This window comes from Pseudomonas sp. PL-6, from assembly GCF_054110165.1.
Window position 1 is genome coordinate 248,451 of the sequence record NZ_CM134189.1, and the last position, 24,299, is coordinate 272,749.

Genomic DNA, 24,299 nt, shown 5'->3' on the forward strand with positions numbered 1-24,299 from the left:
ATCCAGGGGCGACTGCGCTCATGCAGTCGCTCCTTGCACCTCTCCAGGCCATCACACTCCCGGCGGGCCTTCGCTGCCCTCCCATGTCCCCCACTCCAGCCGCCAATGTCCGGATTTATGGACATGTCTGGCGGGATCTTCGCGCAACTGTCCAGATTTCAAGACTTGGCCGCTGTGTTGGGTGGGTGAGCGCATTCTAACTAGTTGTTTTATAAAGACATTGAAAGCTGGCACAGAGATCGCATTGGCGTATGGGCTAACGGCTGGCGCCGCTGCGGCGCGGAGTATTCCGCGTCGGTGCGAGCGACCGGGCCGTTGTTCGAAAACAATTACAACAAGAAGGAACTCCAGCATGTCCGTCACACATTCGTTTTCCCGCCTGACCCCGGGTATCTCCGCCGCCGCGCTGCTCGCCGGCAGTCTGCTGGCCGGCCCGGCGCTGGCCAGCGAGAAGATCCGCTGGCAGGTGCCCCTGGCCTTCCCCTCCCACCTGGTGGGCCTGACCACCCCGGTCAAGCACCTCTCCGAATCGCTCAAGGCCATCTCCGGCGGCGACATCCAGCTGCGCTACTACGAGCCGGGCGAGCTGGTGCCGCCGTTCGAGATCATGAATGCGGTGAGCAGCGGCAAGTACCCGGCCGGCTACACCTGGATCGGCTACGACCAGGGCAGCATCCCGGCGCTGCCGCTGTATTCCGGCGCGCCCTTCAACATGGAGCCGCCGGCCTACCTGGCCTGGTACTACCAGGGCGACGGCAAGCAGCTGCTGGAGGAGATCTATGCGCCGCACAAGATCCACCCCATGCTGTGCAGCATCATCGGCCCGGAAGGCGCCGGCTGGTTCGCCAAGCCGATCGAGCAGCTGCAGGACTTCGACGGCCTGCGCATCCGCTTCGCCGGCATCGGCGGCAAGGTGTTGGAGAAGCTCGGCGCCTCGGTGACCATGATCCCCGGCGGCGAGATCTACCAGGCGCTGGAGCGCAAGACCATCGACGCCACCGAGTTCTCCCAGCCGGCGATCGACAAGATGCTCGGCCTCGACCAGATCATCAAGAACTACATCATGCCGGGCTGGCACCAGACCCTGACCACCTCGCACCTGCTGGTCAACCAGGAGGTGTGGGACAAGCTGGAGCCGCAGAGCCGCGCGCTGATCGAGATGGGCTGCGAGTCGGCCACCCTCAAGGGCTTCGCCGAAAGCGAGTGGGCGCAGCCGACCGCCCTGGCCGCCTACCAGCAGGAAGGGGTCAAGCCGCAGGTGCTGCCCGAGCCGGTGCTGCGCGAACTGCAGCGCGTGAGCAACGAGGTGCTCGACGAGATGGCCGCCCAGGACCCGATGTTCAAGCGCGTGCTGAGCAGCCAGCGCGCGTTCATGGCGCAGCACGCCACCTGGCACGGCATGGGCTACCTGCCGCGGGACTACTACCAGCACGACTGATCGCGCCCAGTGACCCTGCACGGGCCCGGCCATGCCGCGGCCCGTCGCGTCTTCCTGTCCGAGGTTTTCCCGATGCAGCAACCTGCTTCCGCTGCGGCGCCTGGCGCCGAGCTACCCCATAACCGCCTGTCCAGGTTTCTGGACCGTCTCGTCGCCGCCATCGGCAAGGCCAGCGCCTGGCTGTGGCTGGCCGTGCTGCTGGTGGTGCTGTGCAACGTGTTCAGCCGCTTCATCCTGGCGCGCGGCTCGATCGCCCTGGAGGAGCTGTCCTGGCACCTGTTCGGCGCCGCCATGATGCTGTCGCTGGGCTACGCCGTGGTGCGCGACGACCATGTGCGCGTCGATGTGCTGCGCGAGAAATTCCCGCTGCGCGCCCAGGCCTGGATCGAGCTGCTGGGCATCGTCCTGCTGGCGCTGCCGGTGATCGGCCTGATGATCGACAGCCTGCTCGCCTACGCCCACACCGCCTTCGTCTACCTGGAGCATTCGCAGGCGCCGAGCGGGCTGCCCTATCGCTTTGTGTTCAAGAGCGTGCTGCCGCTGGGGCTGATCCTGGTGGCCATCGCCCTGATCGCCCGCGCCTCGCGCTGCAGCACCCTGCTGCTGCATTTCCCCCGGGCCGTCGACGCGCCCGCCGAGCCATCCAACGGCGCTCACCCGCACCCCTGATCACGAGGCTGAAATGATGGGTCTGGAACAAATTCTGGTTATCGCCATGTTCGCCGCCTTCATGGGCTTGCTGCTGCTCGGCTTTCCCGTGGCCTGGTCGCTGGCCGGCGTCGGCCTGATCTTCGCGGTCGTCGGCCATGTGCTGGTGAACCATTTCGACGCCGAACTCTGGTTCACCTGGAGCGGCACCATCGGCGTGCTGGACGCGCGCATCTACGGCATAGTCGCCAACGAGCTGATGGTGGCGCTGCCGCTGTTCATCTTCATGGGCATCATGCTCGACCGCTCCGGCATCGCCGAGCGCCTGATGCACAGCCTGGTGCGCGTGCTCGGCCCGCTGCGCGGCGGCTACGCCGTCACCGTGGTCATAGTCGGCGTGCTGCTGGCCGCCTCCACCGGCATAGTCGGCGCCTCGGTGGTGCTGCTCGGCCTGCTCTCGCTCGGGCCGATGCTGCAGGCCAACTACAACAAGAGCCTGGCGGTGGGCACCGCCTGCTCGGTGGGCACCCTGGGCATCCTGGTACCGCCGAGCATCATGCTGGTGCTGATGGCCGACCGCCTCGGCACACCGGCGGCCTCGGTCGGCAAGCTGTTCATGGGCGCGCTGATTCCCGGGCTGCTGCTCGGCGTGCTCTACGTGCTGTACATCCTGATCGCCGCCTGGCTGAACAAGGACTTCGCCCCGGCGCCCAAGGACCGCCAGCCACTGGACGTCCGCGCGCTGCTCGACGTGCTGCTGGCCGTGGTGCCGCCGTTGGGGCTGATCCTCGCGGTGCTCGGCTCGATCTTCTTCGGCATCGCCACCACCACCGAGGCCTCGGCGGTGGGCGCCGCCGGCGCGGTGCTGATGGCCTGGTTCAGCCGGCGCCTGGACCTGGGTGTGATCAAGGAGGCGCTGTACCAGACCAGCCGCACCACGGCGTTCATCTTCGGCATCTTTATCGGCGCCACGGTGTTCGCCGCGGTGCTGCGCGGCCTCGGCGGCGACGACGTGGTGCGCGCGGCGCTGACCAGCCTGCCGTTCGGCCAGACCGGCGTGCTGCTCACGGTGCTGCTGATCACCTTCCTGCTGGGCTTCTTCCTCGACTGGGTGGAGATCACCCTGATCGTCCTGCCGCTGGTGGCGCCGGTGCTGTTCGCCATGGGCGTGGACCCGCTGTGGTTCGCCATCCTCTTCGCCCTGTGCCTGCAGACCTCCTTCCTCACCCCGCCGGTGGGCTTCGCCCTGTTCTACATCAAGGGCGTGTGCCCGCCGGGCATCACCACCCGGCACATCTACCTCGGCGTGCTGCCCTTCATCCTCCTGCAACTGCTCGGCCTGGCCCTGGTGTTCCACTTCGAGGCGCTGGCCACCTGGTTGCCCAACGAGGTGTATGGCGGCCCGTGACCGTCATGGCTGCATGCGCAATGCCCTGCCCACCCGGTAGGGCTTGCGTCATTACCCGGACCAACCGATGGAGGCGCAACTGCCATGGCCATTTCCCGTGACGACCTCGACCAGCACGGCCTGATCATCGGCGTGTCGCCCGAGCGCTTTCGCGCCGTGGCCATGCCGCTGCTGTTCGACCACCTCGACGCCCAGTGCGAGGGCACCATCGCGGTCAACCGCCAGGCGCGCATCGTCTGGATCAACGACAAGTACGCGCAGAAGGTCGGCATCAGCGACCCGCGCAGCGCGCTGGGCAAGGAGGTCGAAGAGGTGCTGCCGGCCAGCCGCCTGCGCGAGGTGGTGGAAAGCGGTCAGCCGAGCATGCTCGACCTGATGGCCTTCGGCGACGAGCACTTCGTGGTCACCCGCATCCCCCTGCGCGACGCGGACGGCACCCTGGTCGGCGCCCTCGGCTTCGTGCTGTTCGACCGCGCCCGCCATCTCAAACCGCTGATGGCCAAGTACAACCAGCTGCAGAGCCAGCTGCTCGCCACCCAGCACGAGCTGGCCAAGGCGCGCCGTGCGCGCTACACCATCGCCGGTTTCATCGGCGCCAGCGCGGCGGCCAGCGAAGTGAAGCGCCAGGCGCGCCGTGCCGCGCAACTCGACGCCACGGTGCTGCTGCGCGGCGAGACCGGCACCGGCAAGGAGCTGCTGGCCCAGGGCATTCACAACCTATCGCCGCGGGCCAACGGCCCCTTCGTCGCGGTCAACGTCGCGGCGATCCCGGAAACCCTGGTCGAGGCCGAGCTGTTCGGCACCGCGCCGGGGGCCTTCACCGGCGCCGAGCGCAAGGCGAGGATCGGCAAGTTCGAGGTGGCCAACGGCGGCACGCTGTTTCTCGACGAGATCGGCGACCTGCCGCTGCCGTTGCAGGCCAAGCTGCTGCGGGTGCTGCAGGAGCAGGAGGTGGAGCCGCTCGGCTCCAACCAGGTCAAGCCGCTCAACGTGCGGGTGATCGCCGCCACCCATATCGACCTGGAAGCCAAGGTGGCCGCCGGGCAGTTTCGCGGCGACCTCTACTACCGCCTCAATGTGCTGGCCCTGCAGGTGCCGCCGCTGCGCGAACGGCGCGAGGACATCCCGGCGCTGGTGGAATACCTGCTCGACGATATCGCCAACCGCTCCGCCCAGGCGCCCATGGAGCTGAGCCACAAGGCGCTGGCCCTGCTCGCCCGCCAGCCCTGGAAGGGCAACGTGCGCGAACTGCGCAACCTGCTCGAGCGCGCCCAGCTGGATGTCGACGGCCCGCTGCTGGATGTGGCCCAGTTGCAGCCGCTGCTGGCCGCGCCCGGCAGCGCCGGAGCGCTGGAACCGCCGGCCAGCCCCGCCTCGCCCGGTGCCGACGAGCCGGTGCAGCCGCTGGCGCAGACCATCGCCCAGGCCGAGCGCCGCGCCCTGCAGAGCATGCTGCTCGCCTGCCAGGGCAACCGCCGCCGCGCCGCCCTGCAGCTGGGCATCTCCCGCGCCAGCCTGTACAGCAAGCTGCAGCAGCACGGCCTGAGTCAGCGCTGAGTGACATCGGTGCGTCCGGCGTCCAGTCGGCTGGACAGCGAGTGCCGCCGCCAGCCGACATGTCCAGTGCAGCAGACGCTTTGCAGTCCCGTGCTCACTCCTCTGCATTCTCGGCGAAAGGCTCTGGCCCGCGGCATTGCGCCAATGGGCCGCGGGCCGGCAGGGGCTGGCACGCTTCTCGCTCTGCCTCCTGCGCCGCGCAACGCGGCCCATAACAACAAGAGGAAATACCATGCGACTGCACCACAGCTCTCTCTGCCAGCTGCTCTGCGGCGGCGCCGTACTGATCGCCGCCGGCCCCGCCAGCGCGGCCTTCGTCGACGACAGCAAGGCCGCGCTCGATGCGCGCAACTTCTATATGAACCGCGACTTCCGCCAGAGCGGCGCGACCCAGGCCAAGGCCGAGGAGTGGGCCCAGGGCTTCATGCTGCGCTTCGAGTCTGGCTACACCGAGGGCCCCGTCGGTTTCGGCATCGACGCCATCGGCCTGCTCGGCCTCAAGCTCGATTCCAGCCCGGACCGGGTCGGCACCGGCATCCTCAAGAGCGACCGCGAGGCGCCCAAGCGCGCCCAGGACGAATACGGCGAGGCCGGCCTGACCGCCAAGCTGCGCGCCTCCAACAGCACCCTCAAGCTCGGCACCCTGCAACCTGTGCTGCCGGCGCTGATGCGCAACGACAGCCGCCTGCTGCCGCAGACCTTTCGCGGCGCCTGGCTGAGCAGCAACGAGATCGAGGGCCTGAGCCTGGACCTCGGCCGCCTCGACCGGGTCAACCAGCGCGATTCCTCGGATAACGAGGAAATGACCGTGTTCAACGGCGGCAAGCGCAATATCGTGCTGGGCAGCGCCAGGAGCAGCGACGAGTTCCTCTTCGCCGGTGGCCGCTACCAGTGGACCCCGGAATTGGCCACCAGCTACTACTACGGCGGCCTCGACGGCATCTACACACAGCACCTGGTCAGCCTGGTGCACCAGCTGCCGCTGGGCGAGGGGCAGAGCTTCAAGTCGGACATCCGCTTCGCCCGCTCCAGCGACGACGGCGGCAGCAATGTCGACAACGACGCCTTCGGCGCGCTGTTCACCTATCGCCTCGGCGCCCAGAGCTTCACGGCCGGCTACCAGCACCTGTCCGGCGACACCGGTTTCGCCTATATCGCCGGCGCCGACAACGCGCTGATCAACCTGGTGCAGATCAACGACTTCGGCAACCAGGACGAGCGCTCCTGGCAGCTGCGCTACGACTTCGACTTCGCCGCGCTCGGCGTGCCGGGGCTGACCTTCATGACCCGCTACCTGTCCGGCGACAACGTCGACCGCGGCGCGGGCTTAAGCGAAGGCAAGACCTGGGAACGCAACACCGACCTGGCCTACGTGGTGCAGAGCGGCCCGCTGAAGAACCTCGGCCTGCGCCTGCGCAACGCCACCACCCGCAGCAACATCGGTGCGGATCTGGACGAGAACCGCTTCATCGTCAGCTACAGCCTGCCGCTCTGGTAAGGCCGCGCCCACGCATTGCACTTACTCCTCGTGGAAGCCTTGCCGGGCCAGCGTGGCCCGGCCTTTTTTCCGGCAGGCGAATGAGCGGTGCGCCCCAGCCGCTGTACCTTCATCTCAAACGACAAGGAACCCCAAGATGCTCAGTGGAAAGACCGCCCTGATCACCGGCTCGACCAGCGGCATCGGCCTCGGCATCGCCGAGGTGCTGGCGCGCAACGGCGCCAACGTCATTCTCAACGGCTTCGGCGACTGGCAGGCCGCGGCCGAGCAGCTGGCCCGCCACGACGGGCGCATCGGCTACCACGCCGCCGACCTCGCCGACCCGGCGCAGATCGAGGCGCTGTTCGACTACGCCCGCCGCGAGTTCGGCCGGGTCGATATTCTGGTCAACAACGCCGGCATCCAGCACGTCGCGCCGCTGCAGGACTTCCCGGCCGAGCGCTGGGACGCGATCCTCGCGCTCAACCTCAGCGCGGTATTCCATTGCACGCGCCTGGCCCTGCCCGACATGCGCGCGCAGGACTGGGGGCGCATCGTCAACATCGCCTCGGTGCACGGCAGCGTCGGCTCCCTCGGCAAGGCGGCCTACGTCGCGGCCAAGCACGGCGTGCTCGGCCTGACCAAGGTGGTGGCGCTGGAAACCGCCCTGAGCGGGGTCACCTGCAATGCCATCTGCCCCGGCTGGGTGCTCACCCCGCTGGTGCAGCGGCAGATCGACGCGCGCATCGCCGCCGGCGAGTCACCCGAGCAGGCGCGCACGGCGCTGCTGGCGGAGAAGCAGCCGTCGCAGGCCTTCGTCACCCCGCAGCAGCTGGGCGAGCTGGCGCTGTTCCTCTGCAGCCCGGCGGCGCAGCAGGTGCGCGGCGCGGCCTGGAACATCGACGGCGGCTGGCTGGCGCAGTGAGGCCTCAGAGCCTGTTCAAAGTCTGCTGCGCGTCGGCACTGCTGCGTTAAAAACAGGCTCTTACGGGCTGGCGGGAATCTCGCGCGGCTGAGGCTCGTCGCGTTCGGCGACGAAGGCCACCGGCTTTGATCCGTCGGCATTGAGCTGGAGAATGCGCTCGGGCCGGCCCTGCTCGTCGAAGAACACCTGGCCGAGGCCGGCGCCGTTCCACAGGCGTTCGCCGGCGCGGCTGCGCTCGGGGATCAGCGGGCTGACGCGCATGCGCCGGCGCTTGGTCAGCCAGTTCAGCGGCGACCAGGGCGCGTAGAGCCAGCGGTTGAGGCGGTCGAACCAGTCCAGCAGGCGCGGCGGGAACTCGTTCTTGATGCCGCTGCTGGTGATCTGCCAGATGGTCGGGCTGGTGCGCTTGTGGCGGATGCTCACGCGGTAGACGAAGGAGTAGTGCACGTCGCCGGAGAGCACGACGAAATCCCCCGGCGTGCGCGAGTGGCGGAAGATGTTGAGCATCACGCTGGCCGCGCCGCGGTGGGCCATCCAGTTCTCCGCGTCGACCAGCAGCGGGTGGCCGGCATAGGTGAACAGCTTCTGGATGCCCTCGATCAGCTTGACCCCGAACATCGGCGCCGGCGAGACGATGATGCAGGCCGGGTGATCGAGCAGCGCCTGCTGGAATTCGCACAGCGCCTCCCAGTCCATCAGCCCGGACGGCCGCGACAGGCGGCCCTCGCTGCGCCAGCGGCGGGTGCGGGTGTCCAGCACCAGCAGCGCCGGGGTGGTCGGCAGCACGTAGTGCCAGTGCTGGAACTGCAGCAGGGCGTCGATCAGCGCGTCCTGCGCCCGGGCGTCGAGCTGGTCGTCCTGGCGCTGTTGCAGCAGCTCGCCGCAGGCGTGCAGCGGCTCCGCGAAGGCGTCCGGGTCGTTGCCCCAGCCCTGGCACAGCAGGTAGGCGAGCAGGGCGTTGCCGATGATGCGCTTGGAGAAGGGGTGGCCGTAGGCGGTCTGCTCCCAACGCGCGGAAAGGTTCCAGTCGTCGGTGACGTCGTGGTCGTCGAAGATCATCAGCGTCGGCAGGTGCGCCAGCACCCGCGCCACCTGGCCGAGCGACTGGCGGAAGGCCGCGATGCACGGCCGCTGCTCGGCGTAGCGGCGCTGCTGCTCGGCGTCCAGCGGCGGCTGCTCTTCCTCGATCAGGCTCCAGGGCACGGGCGACCAGACCAGCAGGTACATGGCGATCATCTCGGCGAAGGTCACCAGGTGGTTGTCGGCGTTGCTGCTGGTGAAGATCGGCTTCTCCACGCCGCCGAAGAACTTGTCGCGCAGGGTCTGGTTGCTCTTCAGCGCCGGCAGCAGCTCGGCGCGCCGGTAGTAGCCGACCGGGTCGGCGTACAGCGCCTGGCTGCCTGTGACCACCGCGCCCTCGAGGCGCTCGTCGAACAGGCCGAGGCGGGCGATCAGCTGGTGGATGGCGCACAGCATCGGCCCGGCGACATCGTCGACGTAGACCTGGTCGCCGCTCATCAGCAGCAGCGCCGGGCGCTGCGCCGCCTCGGGCTGCGCGGCCAACAGGCGGTCGGCGCAGAGCAGGCCGTCGGCCGCGCTGTGGTGCGGCTTGCGGCAGGAGCCGTGGAGCAGCTGGTCGATGCGCGCCTTGAGCACGAAGTCGGCGCGGCTGCGGCCGTCGTACAGCAGATGTGGCGCCCAGTCGGCCAGGCCGCGCGGCGCCGGGTCGCCGAGAATCTGCAGGTCGTAGGCGATGCGCACCTCCTGCGGCAGGGGCTGCGTCAGCGCCAGGTCGATCAGGTGCAGCACGGCGTGGCGGCCCAGCGGCAGCTGCCGGCAATGCTCGTCGAGGGCGTGCCGCTGCTCGGCCTCGCCCTCGGGTTGCAGGCACAGCTGCAGCCTCAGCGGCCGGCTGGCCACCAGCCACAGCACCAGGCGGCCGGGTTCCAGGCGGCGCAGCAGCGGGCCGGCGAGTATCTCGGGGAGGGTGGAGGCGGCGGCGGACGGCATCGGACGGCAGACTCGGTCAAGTGGACAGGTTATCGACAGTGGCACAGCGCCAGCGGTTCAGCCGGCGACCCGGCGCAGGCGTGCGAGGTCGAGCACTTCGATCTCGCCGTAGCTCAGGCGCACGATGCCCTGGGCCTCCAGCTCCTTGAGTATCTGGTTGGTGGTCTGCCGGGACACCGCCAGCATCAGCGCCAGCTGTTCCTGGGCCAGGTGCAGCACCCGCCGCGGCTCGCCCTCGCCGTAGTTCTCGGCGATCAGCAGCAGGCGCCGGGCCAGGCGCGGCGCGGCCGGCAGCAGGCTCATCTCCTCCAGGGCGATAAACGCCAGGCGCAGCTTCTGGCTCATCAACAGGGCGAAGTCGCGCCAGTAGCGCGGCTGCGCCTCGAGCAGGGCGAGCAGCTCGGCCTGGGGCAGCAGCAGCAGGCTGCTGGCGCTTTCGGCGAAGGCGTCGTGGGTGCGCGGCAGGCCGTCGAACAGGGAGATCTCGCCGAACCAGTAGGGCGGCTCGACCAGGGTCAGCAGCGCCTCCTTGCCGCTCTCGCTGACCGCGCCGATACGCATCGCCCCCTCGACCACCGCATACAGCCCGCTGGGCTTGTCGCCGCGGCGGAACAGGCGCTGGCCGGGTTGCAGCTGCAGCACCTGGGCCATGTCCAGCAGCGCGCCCTGCAGCTCGCCGGGCAGGCCGGCGAACCAGTGGCCCTGCTGCAGGCGGGCGAGGAAGGGGTGGGGGTCGTGCATCGAGGCTCCTTGGGCTTTGTCGCCTAGCTGACAGAGTGGCGGACGAGCGGGGCGCGATGATGCCAGGGCCTGTCGTGAAAAAGGACCGCAACCACATGAAAACCCTAGTCGATCACCTGGCCCAATATGCGGCCTACCACCGTGACCGGCGCAACATCGCCAGTCATTTCATCGGTATTCCCATGATAGTGCTGGCGGTGGCGGTGCTGCTGTCGCGCCCCGGCTTCGAGCTGCTCGGCCTGTGGCTGGCGCCGGCGACGCTGCTGGCACTGGCCTCGGCCCTGTTCTACCTGCGCCTGGACACCCGCTTCGGCCTGCTCATGAGCCTGCTGCTGGGGCTCTGCCTGTGGGCCGGCGCGGCCCTGGCGGCGGCCTCCACCGCGCTGTGGCTGAGCGCGGGCATCGGCCTGTTCGTGGTCGGCTGGGTCATCCAGTTCGTCGGTCATTACTACGAGGGGCGCAAGCCGGCCTTCGTCGACGATATCACGGGGCTGGTGATCGGCCCGCTGTTCGTCGCCGCCGAGGCGGCCTTCCTGCTCGGCCTGCGCAAGGAGGTGGAGCGGGCGGTGGTGGACATCGCCGGGCCGACCTGCATCCGCGAGAAGAAGTCGCTGGCCTGATCTCAGGCTGCGCCGTGCGTACCCCCCCAGGCGGTGCGCACGGCGCAGCCTACGGCTCTAGAACATCGCCATCCACTGCGCGGTCAGCGAGCGTGCGTGGCGATCCACGGTGATCGGCGCGAAGGGCCGGCCGGAGACGCTTTCCAGGGCATTGCTCTGGCTGTTCATGTCGGCCAGGGCGGCGCGCAGGTAACTCCAGCGGGTCTGCAGCTTGCTCAGCTGCGGGTTGGCCTTCTTGTCCAGGGCCCCCAGCTCGGCATCGATGGCCGGCAGCAGCAGGCGTTCGTCCTGGCCCAGGTAGGTATCGGGTTGCTCGCGGGCGATCTCGAAGGTGCCCAGGTAGGCACGGCTGAGGTACTGCACGCCGAGGTACTCGACCTTGGCCGCCAGCTCGCTCTGCCCCTCGCCGCCCGGCAGGGCGCGGGCGGCGCTGAGGAAATCGCGCAGGGCGCGGCTGAGGTCTTCCGGGAAACGCCAGGGCACGTTCTCCTCGCCGGGGCCATAGGAAACACCGGCGCGCAGTTGGGTAACAAGGGTCTGGTGGGCGTTGGAGAGTTCGGCGCTGCCCTGCGGCAGGCTCTGCATGGCCCCGGCCAGAGCGGCCAGGTCGGCTTCCAGGCGTTGCTGATGAACCTTCTGGAAGCCTTCGCCGCGTAACAGCATGAGGCTGCTGGTAGCACGGCTGGCATGCACCTGAATCTGTTCCTGGGGGCTGACCGCTTCGGCGAAGGCCAGTGGCGAGAGCCCGGCGAAGAGCCCGAGCGTCCAGAGAAAAACGTGGCGCAACAATGCTTTACAGCGCATCCGGGGTGCTCCTTGTTATTGTTGTGAGCGGGCGGCGTCAAAGGCGCAGCGTCAAGACTACTGCGTCGCAGGCCGCGAAGCATGACCCGAAAGTGTGATTTCGTCGGAAAAAGGCCGGCGGCGCGGCAGAGCGGCCGTTGCAGAAGCCCGTGCGCCGGTGGCCGCTACGGCCGCCCGGCCAGTTCGCGCAGATAGGCCGCGGTGAAGGCGTCGGCGGGGAAGAAGGTTTCCAGCGCCAGCTCGGCCAGGGTCACGTCGTTGGGCGTGCCGAACACCGTGATGGTGCTGATCAGGCTCAGCACGCCGCGCTCGCTGTGCAGCTGCAGGGGCACCAGTACGGCGTCGCTCGGCGGCGCGGCGACTTCCGCCGGCGCGGGGTAGCCGCGCAGCTCTTCGAGCAGGGCAAACAGGCTGTCGTCGCCGCTGATTTCGGCATCGCGCTGCAGGCGCATCAGCAGGTGCGCGCGCCACAGCGCCAGGTTGGCGATGCGCGGCGCCAGGCCCTCGGGGTGCAGCGACAGGCGCATCACGTTGAGCGGCGGGCCGAGCAGGAACGCCGGCATGCCGGCGAGGAAGGCGCCCACGGCGGCATTGGCCGCCAGCAGATTCCACTGCCGGTCGATGGCCAGCGCCGGGTAGGGTTCGTGGGCCTTGAGCAACTGCTCGATGGCCTGGCGCGCCGGCGCCAGCGCCGGGTCGGCCAGGTCGTGCTGGCTGTACAGCGGCGCGTAGCCGGCGGCGCCGAGCAGGCGGTTGCGTTCGCGCAGGGGAATCTCCAGCTGCTCGGCCAGGTGCAGCAGCATGTCGCGGCTGGGCTGGGCGCGGCCGGTTTCGACGAAGCTCAGGTGGCGGGTGGAAATCTCCGCCTCGCAGGCGAGGTCGAGCTGGCTGAGGCGGCGCCGCTGGCGCCATTGGCGCAGCAGGGCGCCGGCGGTCTGGGAATCGTTCATGGTCAGCACGATAGTCCAGCGGCGTCATGCCGGCCATTACCTGGCAGGTAATCGACGGCCGGCACGATTCGGCGAAATCTGTGCGCCAGGCACCGCTCCGGTGCCGCCTTCTGGAGGATTCGCCATGAACGCACTGCAACCTTCTCCGCTGCTGCGCAATGCCCTGCTGGTCGACGGCCTGCTCAGCGGCGTCACCGGCCTGCTGCTGGTCCTGGCCGCCGGCTGGCTGGGCGCCTTTCTCGAACTGCCGCGCATGCTCCTGCTGGTCGCCGGCAGCGCGCTGCTGCCGTTCGCTGCCATGCTGGTATGGCTGGCCAACCGCGCCGAACTGAGCCGCCCGGCGGTGTGGGCGGTGCTCGCGGTCAATGTCGTCTGGGTGATCGACAGCCTGCTGTTGCTGGTGATCGGCTGGGTCTCGCCGAACCTGTTCGGCTACGCCTTCGTCGTCGCCCAGGCGGTGGCGGTGGCGCTGCTCGCCGAGCTGCAGTGGTATGGGCTGAAGTATTCGCGGGCGGCGACGCTCTGAGAACCCGGCGGCCACCGCGAAGCCCAGGCTGCGCGGTAGCCGCCCGGCCTTAGGCCGTCGGCTGCCCGGCCTTGGGCTTGAAGTACAGCGTCTCGCCGCGGCTCAGGCCGGCCAGGCTGAGGTGGTCCTTGGCCACTTCCGCTTCGATCGGCTCCGCTTGGCCGGCGACCTTGAGGGTCACCCGGGTGATCGCGCCGAGCGGGCGGATGTCGCGTACTTCGCCGGCCTGGTGGCCTTCCTCGGCCTGGCGCGAGAGGTGGATCTCGTGCGGGCGGAACAGCACATGATGGTCGCCGTCGCCGACATAGAGGCGGTTGGCGTCGCCGAGGAAGTGGTAGACGAAGTCGCTGGCCGGGCGCTCGTAGACCTCGGCCGGCGAGCCGATCTGTTCGATCACGCCCTTGTTCATCACCACGATGCGGTCGGCCACTTCCATGGCCTCTTCCTGGTCGTGGGTGACGAACACGCTGGTCAGGTGCACGTCCTCGTGCAGGCGCGCCAGCCAGCGGCGCAGCTCCTTGCGCACCTTGGCGTCGAGGGCGCCGAACGGCTCGTCGAGCAGCAGCACGCGCGGCTCCACCGCCAGCGCGCGGGCCAGGGCGATGCGCTGGCGCTGGCCGCCGGAGAGTTGCTCGGGGTAGCGGTCGCCGAGCCAGTCGAGCTGCACCAGGTCGAGCAGTTCGTGCACCTTGCGCTTGATCACCTCTTCGCTCGGGCGCTGGCCCTTGGGCTTCATGCGCAGGCCGAAGGCGACGTTGTCGAACACCGTCATATGGCGGAACAGCGCGTAGTGCTGGAATACGAAGCCGACGTTGCGATCGCGCACGTCGTGGTTCGACACGTCCTCGCCATGGAACTGGATGCTGCCGCTGTCCGGGGTTTCCAGGCCGGCGATGATGCGCAGCAGGGTGGTCTTGCCGCAGCCGGAGGGGCCGAGCAGGGCGACCAGCTCGCCGCTCTGGATGTTCAGGTTGATGTCGCTCAGCGCCTTGAACGCATTGAAGTTCTTGCTGACGTTGCGGATTTCGATGCTCATGGCTTATTCCTCGCCGGCGCTGGCTTTCAGGCGGTTGATACGGGACTCGCTCCACTGCTTGAGCAGCAGAATCAGCAGCGCCAGCAGCAGCAGCAGGCTGGCCACGCTGAAGGCGGCGACGTGGTTGTATTCGTTGTAGAGAATCTCGACGTGCAGCGGCAGGGTGTTGGTGTAGCCGCGGATATGCCCGGACACCACCGACACCGCGCCGAACTCGCCCATGGCCCGCGCGGTGCACAGCACCACGCCGTAGATCAGGCCCCATTTGATGTTGGGCAGGGTCACGTGCCAGAACATCTGCCAGCCGTTGGCACCGAGCAGGCGCGCGGCCTCTTCCTCCTGCGTGCCCTGTTCCTGCATCAGCGGGATCAGCTCGCGGGCGACGAAGGGCACGGTGACGAAGATGGTGGCGAGGACGATGCCCGGCAGGGCGAAGATGATCTGGATGTCGTGCTCGCGCAGCCAGGGGCCGAAGAAGCCCTGGGCGCCGAACAGCAGCACGTAGATCAGCCCGGCGATCACCGGCGACACCGAGAACGGCAGGTCGATCAGGGTCACCAGGATGCTCTTGCCGCGGAACTCGTATTTGCTCACGCACCAGGCGGCAGCCACGCCGAACACCAGGTTGAGCGGCACGGCGATGCCGACGGCGAGCAGGGTCAGTTTCAGCGCGCTGATCGCATCGGGCTCGAGGATCGCGGCGACGAACACACCGAGGCCCTGCTTGAGCGCCTCGCTCGCCACCACCAACAGCGGCAGCAGCAGGAAGCAGGCGAACACCAGCCAGGCCGCCAGGATCAGCAGGCGCCGGCCCAGGGCGTTGCCGCGACGGGCGGCGTTGTTGACGGCACTGGCCGTCAGGGTCGTGGAAGTCATGCCCGGCTCCTCAGGAACGGCTGATGCGGCGCTGCAGCAGGTTGATCAGCAGCAGCAGGATGAACGACACCACCAGCATCAGCACGCCGATGGCGGTGGCGCCGGCGTAGTTGTACTGGTCCAGCTGCACCATGATCAGCAGCGGCAGGATCTCGGTCTTCATCGGCATATTGCCGGCTATAAAAATTACGGATCCGTACTCGCCGACGCCGCGGGCGAAGGCCAGGGCGAAGCCGGTCAGCCAGGCCGGCAGCAGTGCCGGCAGCAGCACGTGGCGAGCCACCTGCAACGGCTTGGCGCCCAGGCAGGCGGCGGCTTCCTCGACCTCGCGCGGGATGTCGGCCAGCACCGGCTGGATGGTGCGCACCACGAAGGGCAGGGTGACGAAGGTCAGCGCCAGGGTGATGCCCAGCGGGGTGTAGGCGATCTTAAAACCCAGGGACGTGGCGAACTGGCCGATCAAGCCGTTGGGCGCATAGAGCGCGGTCAGGGCGATACCGGCCACGGCGGTGGGCAGGGCGAACGGCAGGTCGATCATCGCCTCGATGATCTTGCGTCCGGGGAAGGTGTAACGCACCAGCACCCAGGCCAGCAGGGTGCCGATCACACCGTTGATCACGGCGGCGAGCAAGGCGGTGCCGAAGCTGAGCTTCAAGGCGGCCAGCACGCGTGGCGAGGAAATGATTGCCCAGAACTGTTCCCAGGTGAGCTGGGCGGCGTGGACGAACATGGCACCCAGGGGAATCAGCACCAACAGGCTGAGGTACACCAGGGTGTAACCCAGCGTCAGCCCGAAGCCGGGTATGACGGGGGAAGTACGGCGAGACATGGCCTGTCCTTAAATCGGTTGGCGTTGGAACGCTCTAGCAAACCAAGGGTGGGCAGGCTTCAGCCCCACCCACCCTTGCGCATCACTGGGCCTGGTAGATCTGGTCGAACACGCCGCCGTCGTTGAAGAACTTCGGCTGCGCGGTTTTCCAGCCGCCGAAGTCACCGTCGATGGTCACCAGCTTGAGCTGCGGGAACTGCTGGGCGAACTCGGCGGCAATCGCCTGGTTGCGCGGGCGGTAGAAGTGCTTGGCGGCGATGCGCTGGCCTTGCTCGCTGTACAGGTAGTTCAGGTAAGCCTCGGCGACCTGGCGCGTGCCCTTCTTGTCGACGTTCGCATCGACCACGCTCACCGGCGGTTCGGCGAGGATCGACAGCGACGGCGCGACGATCTCGAAGTTCTCCCCGCCTTCTTCCTTGAGCGCCAGGAAGGCCTCGTTCTCCCAGGCCAGCAGCACGTCGCCGATGCCGTTGTTGACGAAGGTGATGGTCGAGCCGCGCGCCCCGGTATCCAGCACCGGCACGTTCTTGTAGAGCTTCTCGGTGAAGGCCTTGGCCTCGGCTTCGCTGCCGTACTTCTGCTGGGCGTAGGCCCAGGCGGCGAGGAAGTTCCAGCGCGCGCCGCCGGAGGTCTTCGGGTTGGGGGTGATCACTTCCACGCCCGGCTTGACCAGGTCGTCCCAGTCCTTGATGCCTTCGGGGTTGCCCTTGCGCACCAGGAACACGATGGTCGAGGTGTAGGGGGTGCTGGCGTCCGGCAGGCGCTCCTGCCAGTTCTCCGGGATCAGCTTGCCGAGCTTGTACAGCTCGTCGATGTCGCCGGCCAGGGCCAGGGTCACCACGTCGGCGCGCAGGCCGTCGATCACCGCGCGGGCCTGCTTGCCCGAGCCGCCGTGGGATTGCTGGATGGTCACCGCCTCGTTGCCCTGGGCCTGCCAGTGCTGGTTGAAGGCGGCGTTGAATTCGCTGTAGAGCTCGCGGGTCGGGTCGTAGGACACGTTGAGCAGGGTCTGGGCGGCGGCGGCCGGGCCGGCGATCAGGGCACTGGCCAGTGCGGCCAGGGCAAAACGACGAATGGACATGGTGCAGCTCCTAACTGGATTTTTATCTTGGCTCTGGTTCGTGGCGGTCAGTCGCACATTCGCGGGCGACAGCAACGGTGGCGGTGCGTGTTCATGGCTGGGCTCTTTTCATGGTCACGCCCTCCGGTGGTCCAGTCGGGCTGCTTGCTTGGTTCAGGCGTTCTTGCTGCCGGGCGGTTGCAGGCGAAACTTTTCCTTGCGTTCGATCTGCACCACCTGGCCGTTGTGCACAGTGATTTCCACCGAGCCGAATTTCAGGCCCTGCAGGGCAGTCTGGATCTCGCGGAGGATCACGGCTTCGTCCTGGCCTTCGAGGTTTCTCAGCGTCGCGGTCATTTCCAGGTTCCTTGTGACGGATTCGCCACGACGACGGCGGGCGGCCGACGCTGGCGTGGAGCGGATAGTAGAGAGGCCGAAATATTCTTAAAAATATTGTTTAAGAACATTTATAGATCTTTTTGGAATATTTAGAGTTCCGCCTTAATGGAATAAGTAAATAAATTCTTATTCTTTTTAGAGTTGATCCATGCTGCCTAGACTGGCGCCATTCGACTTCAGGAGGCGCCGTCATGGGCAGCGAAGCAATCCGTTATCTGATCCTGCCGGGCTGGCAGGGCTCGCCCGAGGAACACTGGCAGAGCCATTGGCAGCGCAGCCTGCCGAACAGCGCGCGAGTAGAGCAGGCCGACTGGCTCAACCCCCGACGTGGCGATTGGGTGGCGGCGCTGAACCAGGCCGTGGCGGCCGATCCGCGCCCGACCATCCTCATCGCCCACAGCCTGGGCTGCGTGACGGTGGCGCACTGGGCGGCGCAGGCACCGCTCGAGCTGCTGCGCCGGGTGCGTGGCGCCTTGCTGGTGGCGCCGGCCGATGTCGAGCGGCCCGATTGCCCCGAACCGCTGCGAAACTTCGCGCCCATTCCGCGCGATCTGCTGCCATTTCCCAGCCTGCTGATCGGCTCCGACAACGACGCCGCGGCCAGCGCCGCGCGGGCTCTCGAGCTGGCCCGGCAGTGGGGCAGCGAAGCGGCGATCCTGCGCGGTGCCGGGCATATCAACGTCAAGTCCGGGCATCGCCACTGGGAGCAGGGCTTCGGCTATCTGTATCGCCTGCAGGGGCGGATCGAGCAGCAGGCGCGGTTGCGCGCCTGATTGATCAGCCCTAGACCCTCTTCGAGGCGGGATCGGGCCAGGCAGCCGCCCGCCTCATTTTTATTGGCTGTACCTACTCCCAACACTGAAGGAGTGTTCTGAAAAAGCCATTTATCGTCACTCCCGCGAAGGCGGGAGCCCAGGACTACGTAGGTCCTGGATTATTCCCCTGCGGGCCAGCGCAAGCGCTGTTCAGCGATAAAGCTGCTGTCCCGCCTGCGCGGGAATGACGGTTGTTTCAGAGTTTCCTTAACGCAGACATAACCGTTTTATTCGCCCGCCGGCCGCGCCCCGGCGCGGCGCCTTTCCGGAGCCCCAGTACATGCCGTTTTCGCCGAACATTGCGCCAGCCCTGACCTTCGCCGAGGTCGACAAGAGCCCGCTGAGCATCCGTGCCAAGGCGCTGGTGTTCGTCGACCCGCGCTCGCGCCAGCTGCGCGAGCGCGCCGAGGCCCTGGCGCCGGGCAATCAGGCGCTGCTGATCCGCGGCGAGACCGGCACCGGCAAGGAGCTGCTGGCCCGCTACATCCACCGCCACAGCGAGCGTGGCGGGCTGTTCGTGGCGGTGAGCAGCGGCGCCATCAGCCCGCAATGGGGCGAGGCCGAGCTGTTCGGTCACGTCGCCGGCGCCCATGTCGGTGGCGCCAGCAGCCGCGCCGGCTGGTTCGGCTCGGCCAACGGCGGCACGCTCTACCTGGACGAGATCGCCGACCTGCCGCGGCCGCTGCAGGGCAAGCTGCTCGCCGCGCTGGAAACCCGCGAGCTGTACCGCGTCGGCGCCGGTCAGGCGTTGCCGGTGGACGTCAGGCTGGTGGCGGCCAGCAGCATCGACCTGGCCCGCGCGGTGGCCGCCGGCACCTTCGACGAGCGCCTGTACGCCCACCTGGGCGACGGCCCGCTCGAGCTGCCGGCGCTGCGCCAGCGGGTCGGCGACATCCTGCCGCTGGCCGAGTACTTCCTCGGCAGCCATGCCCAGCGCCTGGGCCTGGCCATCCCGCCGATCAGCTCCGCAGCGCAGAGCGTGCTGGAGGCGCATCCCTGGCCGGGCAAAACCCGCGAGCTGGAGAACGTCATCCACTTCGCCCCGCTGCTGGCCGGCAGCGCCGAGATCGGGCCGTAGCACCTGCAGCTGCCGGGCATCTCCTAGGGTGTCGCGGGCCGCCCAGGCCGTGCGCACCGGGCTTTCCGGCGAACTGGCCGGTTTGGGGGCATAGGTTGGCGCTGAGCGCAGCGAAGCCCAACAGGGAGTGCGCAGCACTCCGCCCGGCGATCCGCGGCACCTGCCCGGCGATCCGCAGCACTCCGCCCGACGCTCCCTTCGCCTGGCGATCCAGCCCAGCCGTTGGGCTTAGTCGCAGGCTCCTCAGCCCAACCTACGGGGCGAGCAGCGACACCGATTTCACCTGCGCCCACAGCGCCTGGCCGGCCTGGATGCCGAGCTGGTCGAAGGAGTAGCGGGTGATCCGCGCCAGCAGGCGCTGCTCGCCCAGGCGCAGGGTCAGCAGCACCTGGGCGTCGAGGGCGCGCCAGTCGTCCACCGTCACCGGCAGCAGGTTGAGCAGGCTGCTGCCCTCGGCGCGTTGCAGGCCGAGGCTGACGTCGCGCGCCTTGATCTTCACCCGCACCCCATGGCCGACCGGCAGCGCCGCATGCGGCAGGCGCAGGCGCGCCTCGCTGCCGGGCAGATGCAGCTCCAGCAACTGGTAAGTGGCGTCGTGGCCCGCGACCCGGCCGTCGATCACCGCCTCGGCGTCGTCTTCCAGGGCGAAGGGCAGGTCGGCGCGCAGCAGGGTTTCCTTGAGCGGGCCGCTGGCGCGCACCTGGCCTTCGTCGAGCAGCACCAGGTGGTTGGCCAGGCGCGCCACCTCGTCCGGCGCGTGGCTGACGTAGAGCACCGGAATCTCCAGCTCCTGGTGCAGGCGCTCCAGATACGGCAGCACCTCCAGCTTGCGCTTGAGATCGAGCGAGGCCAGCGGCTCGTCCATCAGCAGCAGGCGCGGGCTGGTCAGCAGGGCGCGGGCGATGCCGACGCGCTGGCGTTCGCCGCCGGACAGGCTGGCCGGCAGGCGCTCGAGCAGGTGACCGATGCCGAGCAGCTCCAGCGCCTGCTCCAGCGCCACCTGGCGCTGCGCGGCGGGGATGCGCCGTTGGCCGTACTCCAGGTTGCGCCGTACGCTGAGGTGGGGGAACAGGTTGGCGTCCTGGAACACATAGCCGATGGCGCGCCGGTGCGCCGGCAGGAAATGGCCGCTGGCGCTGTCCTGCCACAGCTCGTCGGCCACCTGCAGATAGCCCTGCTGCGGGCGATCCAGGCCGGCGAAGCAGCGCAGGCAACTGGTCTTGCCCGAGCCGGAATGGCCGAACAGGGCGCTGACGCCGCGGCCCGGCAGGTCGAGGTCGACGTCCAGGCGAAAGCCCGGGTGCTGCACCACGAAGCGCGCGCGAATGCGCCCGTCGTCCGTCACGGCGGGGGCCGCGGGTCTGGCGAAAGCGAACATCACCACAGCCTCGCTTTGCCGGCACGCCCGGAGTAGAGCGCGAGCAGCACGATAAAGGAGAACAGCACCATGCCGCCGGCCAGCCAGTGGGCCTGGGCGTAGTTCATGGTTTCCACGTGGTTGTAGATCTGCACCGAGGCCACCTGGGTCTTGCCGGGGATATTGCCGCCGATCATCAGCACCACGCCGAACTCGCCGACGGTATGGGCGAAGCCGAGCACCGCGGCGGTCATCAGGCCGGGGCGGGCCAGCGGCAGCACCACGCTGAAGAAGGCGTCCCAGGGCCCCGCGCGCAGGGTCGCGGCGGCCTCCAGCGGGGCGCGGCCGATGGCCTCGAAGGCGTTCTGCAGCGGCTGCACGACGAAGGGCAGCGAGTAGAACACCGAGGCGATCACCAGGCCGGTGAAGCTGAAGGTGAAGGTGCCCAGGCCGAGGCTCTGGGTCAGCTGACCGATGAAACCGTTGGGCCCCATGCTCACCAGCAGGTAGAAGCCGATCACCGTCGGCGGCAGCACCAGCGGCAAGGCGACTATGGCGCCGATCGGCTGCTTCAGCCGCGAGCGGGTGCGCGCCAGCCACCAGGCGATGGGCGTGCCGATCAGCAGCAGCAGCAGGGTGGTCAGCGAGGCCAGCTGCAGGGTCAGCCAGATCGCGTCGAGGTCGTGCTTGGACAGCGGCATGCGGAGTTCCGATTACAGCTTATAGCCGAAGGATTCGATGATCGCGGCCGCTTCCGGGCCCTTGAGGTATTCCAGCAGCGCAGCGGCGGCCGGGTTGTTCGCGCCCTGCTTGAGGAGCACCGCGTCCTGCTTGATCGGGTCGTACAGCGCCTGCGGCACCATCCAGGCCGAGCCGCTGCTGAGCTGGCCGTTCCGGTACACCTGGGACAGGGCGACGAAGCCCAGCTCGGCGTTGCCGGTGGCGACGAAGTGCAGGGCTTTGGCGATGCTCTGGCCTTCCACCAGCTTGGGCCGCAGCGTCTCGTGCAGGCCCAGTTTTTCCAGCACCTGGATGGCGGCCAGGCCGTAGGGCGCGGTCTGCGGGTTGGCGATGGCCAGGTGGGTGAACGCGCCGGCGTGCAGGGCGGCGGGGCTGCCGTCGAGGGTGTCGACGTCGGCCGACCACAGCACCAGGCTGCCGATGGCGTAGGTGAAACGCGAGCCGGGCACGGCATCGCCCTCGCTCTCCAGCCTGGCCGGGGTGCTGTCGTCGGCGGCCAGCAGCACATCGAAGGGCGCGCCATGCTTGATCTGCGCGTAGAACTGCCCGGTGGCGCCGAAGGAGGCGACCAGCTTGTGCCCGGTGGCCTGCTCGAACCTGGGCGCGATGGCCTGCAGCGGCGCGGTGAAGTTGGCGGCCACGGCCACCTGCACCTCGGCGGCGAGGGCCGGGCCGGCGCCGGCGAGCAGCAGGACGAACAGCAGATGGCGAGAGCTGAACATGGCGCCTCCGTGGCGTTGTTTAGTTTGCTATATAGCGCGTGGCCTGCGACGCCGCCAAGGGCTGTCGGCCCTGGCGCTTTGGCTGAGGGGGAGGCGGCATCTTGGGCAATAGCTGACCGGCAAGTCAAGCCTGTGCTCAGCGCCGCCGCCAGACGCTGGCCAGCCAGGGCTGCTGCTCGCGCGGCAGGCCGGCGGGGCGGTAGTAGTGCTCCAGTTCGACGAAGCCGGCGGCCTCGAGCCGTGCGCGCCAGTGCGCCAGGTCGTGGTAGGCGCCGTAGCGCGGGCCGTTCCAGCCTTCCTGGTTGTCGCCGCGCGGGTTGGAGCTGAACAGCACGCCGCCGGGCTTCAGCGCGGCATGCAACTGGCCGAGCACCTGCGGCAACTGCTGGTCCGGCACGTGGAACAGGCTGGCGTTGGCGAAGATGCCGTCGAAGTACGCGCTGGGCAGGTCGAGGGCGAGAAAGTCCTGCAGCCAGACCTCGCAGCCGCTGTCCGCCCGCGCCATCTCGACGAAGCGCGGACAGCCGTCGAGGCCGACCGGCTGGTGGCCGAGGGCGGCGAAGGTGCGCAGGTCGCGCCCCGGGCCGCAGCCGAAGTCGAGAATCCGGTAGGGCGGCTCGGCCTGGATATGCGCGAGCAGCGCGGCGACGTTCTGGCTGACGTCGTGATCGCGGGTGCCCTCGCGAAAATCCTCGGCGCAGTCCTGGTAATGGGCCAGGGTCAGGGTGCTGATCCGGGCGAGTTCGGCGGGGCTCAGGGGCATGGTCATGGTCCGGCAAATACAGGCATTTAACCCGCTCCCGGCCGGCCGGGGTAGCCGCGCGTGCCTCGCCGCTACGACTGGGTCGAAAGCCCCTCCAACGGCTGGCGCTTGTGGGAGGGGCGTTAGCCGCGACCAGGGTGAAGCCACCCGGCGCTGCATGGCGCAACCCGCGCAACAGCCTGTTCGCCCGTTTGCCCCGCTGCTGCGCTTTGTCTTAGATTGCCCGGCTCACCTCGACCGGCACCCGCCGGTCATGCCCCGAGGCTCGCACCGTGTCCGCTGCCGTTTCCGTTTATCGCCTCCCCGGTTTCCTGCCCTTTCTCGCCGCGCGCCTGCTGGCGGTGTTCGCCATGCAGATCCAGGCCATAGTGGTCGCCTGGCAGGTCTACGACATCACCCGCGATCCGCTGTCGCTGGCCTACGTCGGCCTGGCGCAGTTCGTGCCGATGCTGCTGCTGTTGATGCCGGCGGGCGACCTGATCGACCGCTTCGACCGCAAGCTGATCCTCCTGCTCAGCTGGCTGGTGGAAGGCCTGTGCGCCGCCGCGCTGCTCTGGCTGTCGCTGAGCGAGGCGCCGGTGAGCGGGTATTACGCCGTGCTGGTGCTCTACGGCAGTGCCCGCGCCTTCACCGGGCCGGCGCTGTCCAGCCTGCTGCCGCAGATCGTGCCGCGCGAGCGCCTGGCCGCGGCCATCGCCGCCAACAGCATGATCATGCGCGGCGCGACCATCTCCGGCCCGGTGCTGGGCGGCGGCCTGTACGCCATCGGCGGCGGCGGGCTGACCTACTCGGTGTGCCTGCTCGGCTTCCTCGCCGGCGCCGCGCTGCTGCCGCTGGTGCCGGTGCGCTATGCGGAGAAGATGCAGGCGCTGGAATCCACGGCCTGGGCGCGTTTCACCGCCGGCATCGGCTTTATCCGTTCGCGGCCGATCATCCTCGGCACCATCTCCCTGGACCTGTTCGCCGTGCTGCTCGGCGGCGTGGTGGCGCTGCTGCCGATCTACGCCCAGGAGGTGCTGGAAGTCGGGCCCACCGGCCTCGGTCTGCTGCGCAGCGCCATGGCCATCGGCGAGGTCACGGTGGGCCTGTACCTGAGCATGAAGCCGTTCAACCGCCGGGTCGGCCTGACCATGTTCGCTGCGGTGGCGCTGTTCGGTGTGGCCAACCTGGTGTTCGCCCTGTCCAGCCTGTTCTGGCTGTCGTTCGCCGCGCTGGTGGTGGCCGGCGGTGCGGACATGGTGAGCATTTACATCCGCTCCTCGCTGGTGCAGTTCTCTACCCCGGACGCCATGCGCGGCCGGGTCAACGCGGTGAACATGCTGTTCATCGGCTCGTCCAACGAGCTCGGCGAATTCCGTGCCGGCACCAGCGCCGCCTGGTTCGGCGTGGTGCCGGCGGCGCTGATCGGCTGCGCCTGCACCCTGACGGTCACCGGCGGCTGGCTGCTCGGCTTCAAGAGCCTGCGCCAGGTCGACCGCTTCGAGGATGCCTCGCCGGGCAAGACGGCGTAGCGCGAGCG

At 68.5% G+C, this 24,299-nt stretch carries 24 protein-coding genes; 11 read left to right on the plus strand and 13 right to left on the minus strand.

From position 1 onward, the window contains the following. Positions 1 to 352: 352 nt before the first annotated feature. The 6 genes from ACW9UL_RS01150 to ACW9UL_RS01175 all read left to right on the plus strand — a co-directional run bounded on the left by ACW9UL_RS01150 (position 353) and on the right by ACW9UL_RS01175 (position 7,453). On the plus strand, positions 353 to 1,438 hold the full coding sequence (locus tag ACW9UL_RS01150) for a TRAP transporter substrate-binding protein (RefSeq protein ID WP_457788574.1): 1,086 nt from the start codon (positions 353 to 355) through the stop codon (positions 1,436 to 1,438). Between the two features lie 72 nt (positions 1,439 to 1,510). Then, positions 1,511 to 2,107 carry a TRAP transporter small permease subunit gene (locus tag ACW9UL_RS01155; protein ID WP_031302637.1) on the plus strand — a complete coding sequence of 199 codons (597 nt, stop codon included), beginning with the start codon at positions 1,511 to 1,513 and terminating at the stop codon, positions 2,105 to 2,107. A gap of 16 nt (positions 2,108 to 2,123) precedes the next feature. Further along, on the plus strand, positions 2,124 to 3,494 hold the full coding sequence (locus tag ACW9UL_RS01160; RefSeq protein ID WP_457788575.1) for a TRAP transporter large permease: 1,371 nt from the start codon (positions 2,124 to 2,126) through the stop codon (positions 3,492 to 3,494). Positions 3,495 to 3,578: 84 nt separating this feature from the next. Beyond that, complete coding sequence (locus ACW9UL_RS01165) at positions 3,579 to 5,051, plus strand: sigma-54 interaction domain-containing protein (RefSeq protein ID WP_457788576.1); 1,473 nt, start codon at positions 3,579 to 3,581, stop codon at positions 5,049 to 5,051. A 232-nt stretch (positions 5,052 to 5,283) separates the two neighbouring features. Next, positions 5,284 to 6,549, plus strand: coding sequence for an OprD family porin (locus tag ACW9UL_RS01170; protein WP_457788577.1), 1,266 nt, complete (start codon positions 5,284 to 5,286; stop codon positions 6,547 to 6,549). Positions 6,550 to 6,685: 136 nt separating this feature from the next. Beyond that, positions 6,686 to 7,453 (plus strand): 3-hydroxybutyrate dehydrogenase, encoded by a 768-nt coding sequence (locus ACW9UL_RS01175; protein ID WP_397498712.1) that lies wholly within the window; start codon positions 6,686 to 6,688, stop codon positions 7,451 to 7,453. Positions 7,454 to 7,513: 60 nt separating this feature from the next. On the opposite strand, the gene ACW9UL_RS01180 is transcribed toward ACW9UL_RS01175, so the two are convergent. Together ACW9UL_RS01180 and ACW9UL_RS01185 are read right to left on the minus strand one after the other, a co-directional pair. Next, positions 7,514 to 9,463 (minus strand): metallophosphoesterase family protein, encoded by a 1,950-nt coding sequence (locus tag ACW9UL_RS01180; RefSeq protein ID WP_457788578.1) that lies wholly within the window; start codon positions 9,461 to 9,463, stop codon positions 7,514 to 7,516. A 57-nt stretch (positions 9,464 to 9,520) separates the two neighbouring features. Beyond that, complete coding sequence (locus tag ACW9UL_RS01185) at positions 9,521 to 10,204, minus strand: Crp/Fnr family transcriptional regulator (RefSeq protein ID WP_457788579.1); 684 nt, start codon at positions 10,202 to 10,204, stop codon at positions 9,521 to 9,523. Positions 10,205 to 10,299: 95 nt separating this feature from the next. Between ACW9UL_RS01185 and ACW9UL_RS01190 the strand changes: the two genes are divergently transcribed. Continuing rightward, on the plus strand, positions 10,300 to 10,824 hold the full coding sequence (locus ACW9UL_RS01190) for an Mpo1 family 2-hydroxy fatty acid dioxygenase (protein ID WP_397498714.1): 525 nt from the start codon (positions 10,300 to 10,302) through the stop codon (positions 10,822 to 10,824). Positions 10,825 to 10,881: 57 nt separating this feature from the next. Here ACW9UL_RS01190 and ACW9UL_RS01195 read toward each other — a convergent pair whose 3' ends face one another. After that, positions 10,882 to 11,628: a hypothetical protein gene (locus ACW9UL_RS01195; RefSeq protein WP_031303142.1), complete on the minus strand. Its 747-nt coding sequence runs from the start codon at positions 11,626 to 11,628 to the stop codon at positions 10,882 to 10,884. 164 nt (positions 11,629 to 11,792) lie between these two features. After that, positions 11,793 to 12,578, minus strand: coding sequence for an MmyB family transcriptional regulator (locus ACW9UL_RS01200; protein WP_122109267.1), 786 nt, complete (start codon positions 12,576 to 12,578; stop codon positions 11,793 to 11,795). Positions 12,579 to 12,702: 124 nt separating this feature from the next. On the opposite strand from ACW9UL_RS01200, the gene ACW9UL_RS01205 reads away from it, so the two are divergent. Then, positions 12,703 to 13,104 carry a hypothetical protein gene (locus ACW9UL_RS01205; protein ID WP_021444125.1) on the plus strand — a complete coding sequence of 134 codons (402 nt, stop codon included), beginning with the start codon at positions 12,703 to 12,705 and terminating at the stop codon, positions 13,102 to 13,104. Between the two features lie 49 nt (positions 13,105 to 13,153). Here ACW9UL_RS01205 and ACW9UL_RS01210 read toward each other — a convergent pair whose 3' ends face one another. The 5 genes from ACW9UL_RS01210 to oscA all read right to left on the minus strand — a co-directional run bounded on the left by ACW9UL_RS01210 (position 13,154) and on the right by oscA (position 17,262). Beyond that, positions 13,154 to 14,140, minus strand: a complete 987-nt coding sequence (locus tag ACW9UL_RS01210; protein ID WP_457788580.1) for a sulfate/molybdate ABC transporter ATP-binding protein — start codon at positions 14,138 to 14,140, stop codon at positions 13,154 to 13,156. A 3-nt stretch (positions 14,141 to 14,143) separates the two neighbouring features. Beyond that, complete coding sequence (gene cysW, locus ACW9UL_RS01215; protein WP_457788581.1) at positions 14,144 to 15,016, minus strand: sulfate ABC transporter permease subunit CysW; 873 nt, start codon at positions 15,014 to 15,016, stop codon at positions 14,144 to 14,146. A gap of 10 nt (positions 15,017 to 15,026) precedes the next feature. Continuing rightward, positions 15,027 to 15,845: a sulfate ABC transporter permease subunit CysT gene (gene cysT, locus ACW9UL_RS01220; protein WP_122109270.1), complete on the minus strand. Its 819-nt coding sequence runs from the start codon at positions 15,843 to 15,845 to the stop codon at positions 15,027 to 15,029. Positions 15,846 to 15,927: 82 nt separating this feature from the next. After that, positions 15,928 to 16,926 carry a sulfate ABC transporter substrate-binding protein gene (locus ACW9UL_RS01225; RefSeq protein WP_122109271.1) on the minus strand — a complete coding sequence of 333 codons (999 nt, stop codon included), beginning with the start codon at positions 16,924 to 16,926 and terminating at the stop codon, positions 15,928 to 15,930. A gap of 153 nt (positions 16,927 to 17,079) precedes the next feature. After that, the gene (gene oscA, locus ACW9UL_RS01230; RefSeq protein ID WP_021444048.1) at positions 17,080 to 17,262 is read right to left on the minus strand and encodes a sulfur starvation response protein OscA; all 183 of its coding nucleotides are present in this window, start codon (positions 17,260 to 17,262) and stop codon (positions 17,080 to 17,082) included. Between the two features lie 233 nt (positions 17,263 to 17,495). Here oscA and ACW9UL_RS01235 point away from each other — a divergent pair, with 233 nt between their 5' ends. Both ACW9UL_RS01235 and ACW9UL_RS01240 read left to right on the plus strand, forming a co-directional pair. Further along, on the plus strand, positions 17,496 to 18,077 hold the full coding sequence (locus ACW9UL_RS01235) for an RBBP9/YdeN family alpha/beta hydrolase (RefSeq protein WP_457788582.1): 582 nt from the start codon (positions 17,496 to 17,498) through the stop codon (positions 18,075 to 18,077). A 322-nt stretch (positions 18,078 to 18,399) separates the two neighbouring features. Then, complete coding sequence (locus tag ACW9UL_RS01240; RefSeq protein WP_457788583.1) at positions 18,400 to 19,197, plus strand: sigma 54-interacting transcriptional regulator; 798 nt, start codon at positions 18,400 to 18,402, stop codon at positions 19,195 to 19,197. Between the two features lie 253 nt (positions 19,198 to 19,450). Here the strand turns inward: ACW9UL_RS01240 and modC are convergent, their stop codons facing one another. The 4 genes from modC to ACW9UL_RS01260 all read right to left on the minus strand — a co-directional run bounded on the left by modC (position 19,451) and on the right by ACW9UL_RS01260 (position 22,780). Next, positions 19,451 to 20,575: a molybdenum ABC transporter ATP-binding protein gene (gene modC / locus ACW9UL_RS01245; protein ID WP_457788584.1), complete on the minus strand. Its 1,125-nt coding sequence runs from the start codon at positions 20,573 to 20,575 to the stop codon at positions 19,451 to 19,453. After that, a complete protein-coding gene (modB, locus tag ACW9UL_RS01250) occupies positions 20,575 to 21,255 on the minus strand; it encodes a molybdate ABC transporter permease subunit (protein ID WP_122109275.1) in 681 nt (226 codons plus the stop codon). Before modB ends, modC begins: the two co-directional genes overlap by 1 nt. 12 nt (positions 21,256 to 21,267) lie before the next feature. Continuing rightward, positions 21,268 to 22,017: a molybdate ABC transporter substrate-binding protein gene (modA, locus tag ACW9UL_RS01255; RefSeq protein ID WP_457788585.1), complete on the minus strand. Its 750-nt coding sequence runs from the start codon at positions 22,015 to 22,017 to the stop codon at positions 21,268 to 21,270. 136 nt (positions 22,018 to 22,153) lie between these two features. Beyond that, the gene (locus ACW9UL_RS01260; RefSeq protein ID WP_457788586.1) at positions 22,154 to 22,780 is read right to left on the minus strand and encodes a class I SAM-dependent methyltransferase; all 627 of its coding nucleotides are present in this window, start codon (positions 22,778 to 22,780) and stop codon (positions 22,154 to 22,156) included. 272 nt (positions 22,781 to 23,052) lie between these two features. Here ACW9UL_RS01260 and ACW9UL_RS01265 point away from each other — a divergent pair, with 272 nt between their 5' ends. After that, on the plus strand, positions 23,053 to 24,291 hold the full coding sequence (locus ACW9UL_RS01265) for an MFS transporter (RefSeq protein WP_457788587.1): 1,239 nt from the start codon (positions 23,053 to 23,055) through the stop codon (positions 24,289 to 24,291). Positions 24,292 to 24,299 lie beyond the last annotated feature (8 nt).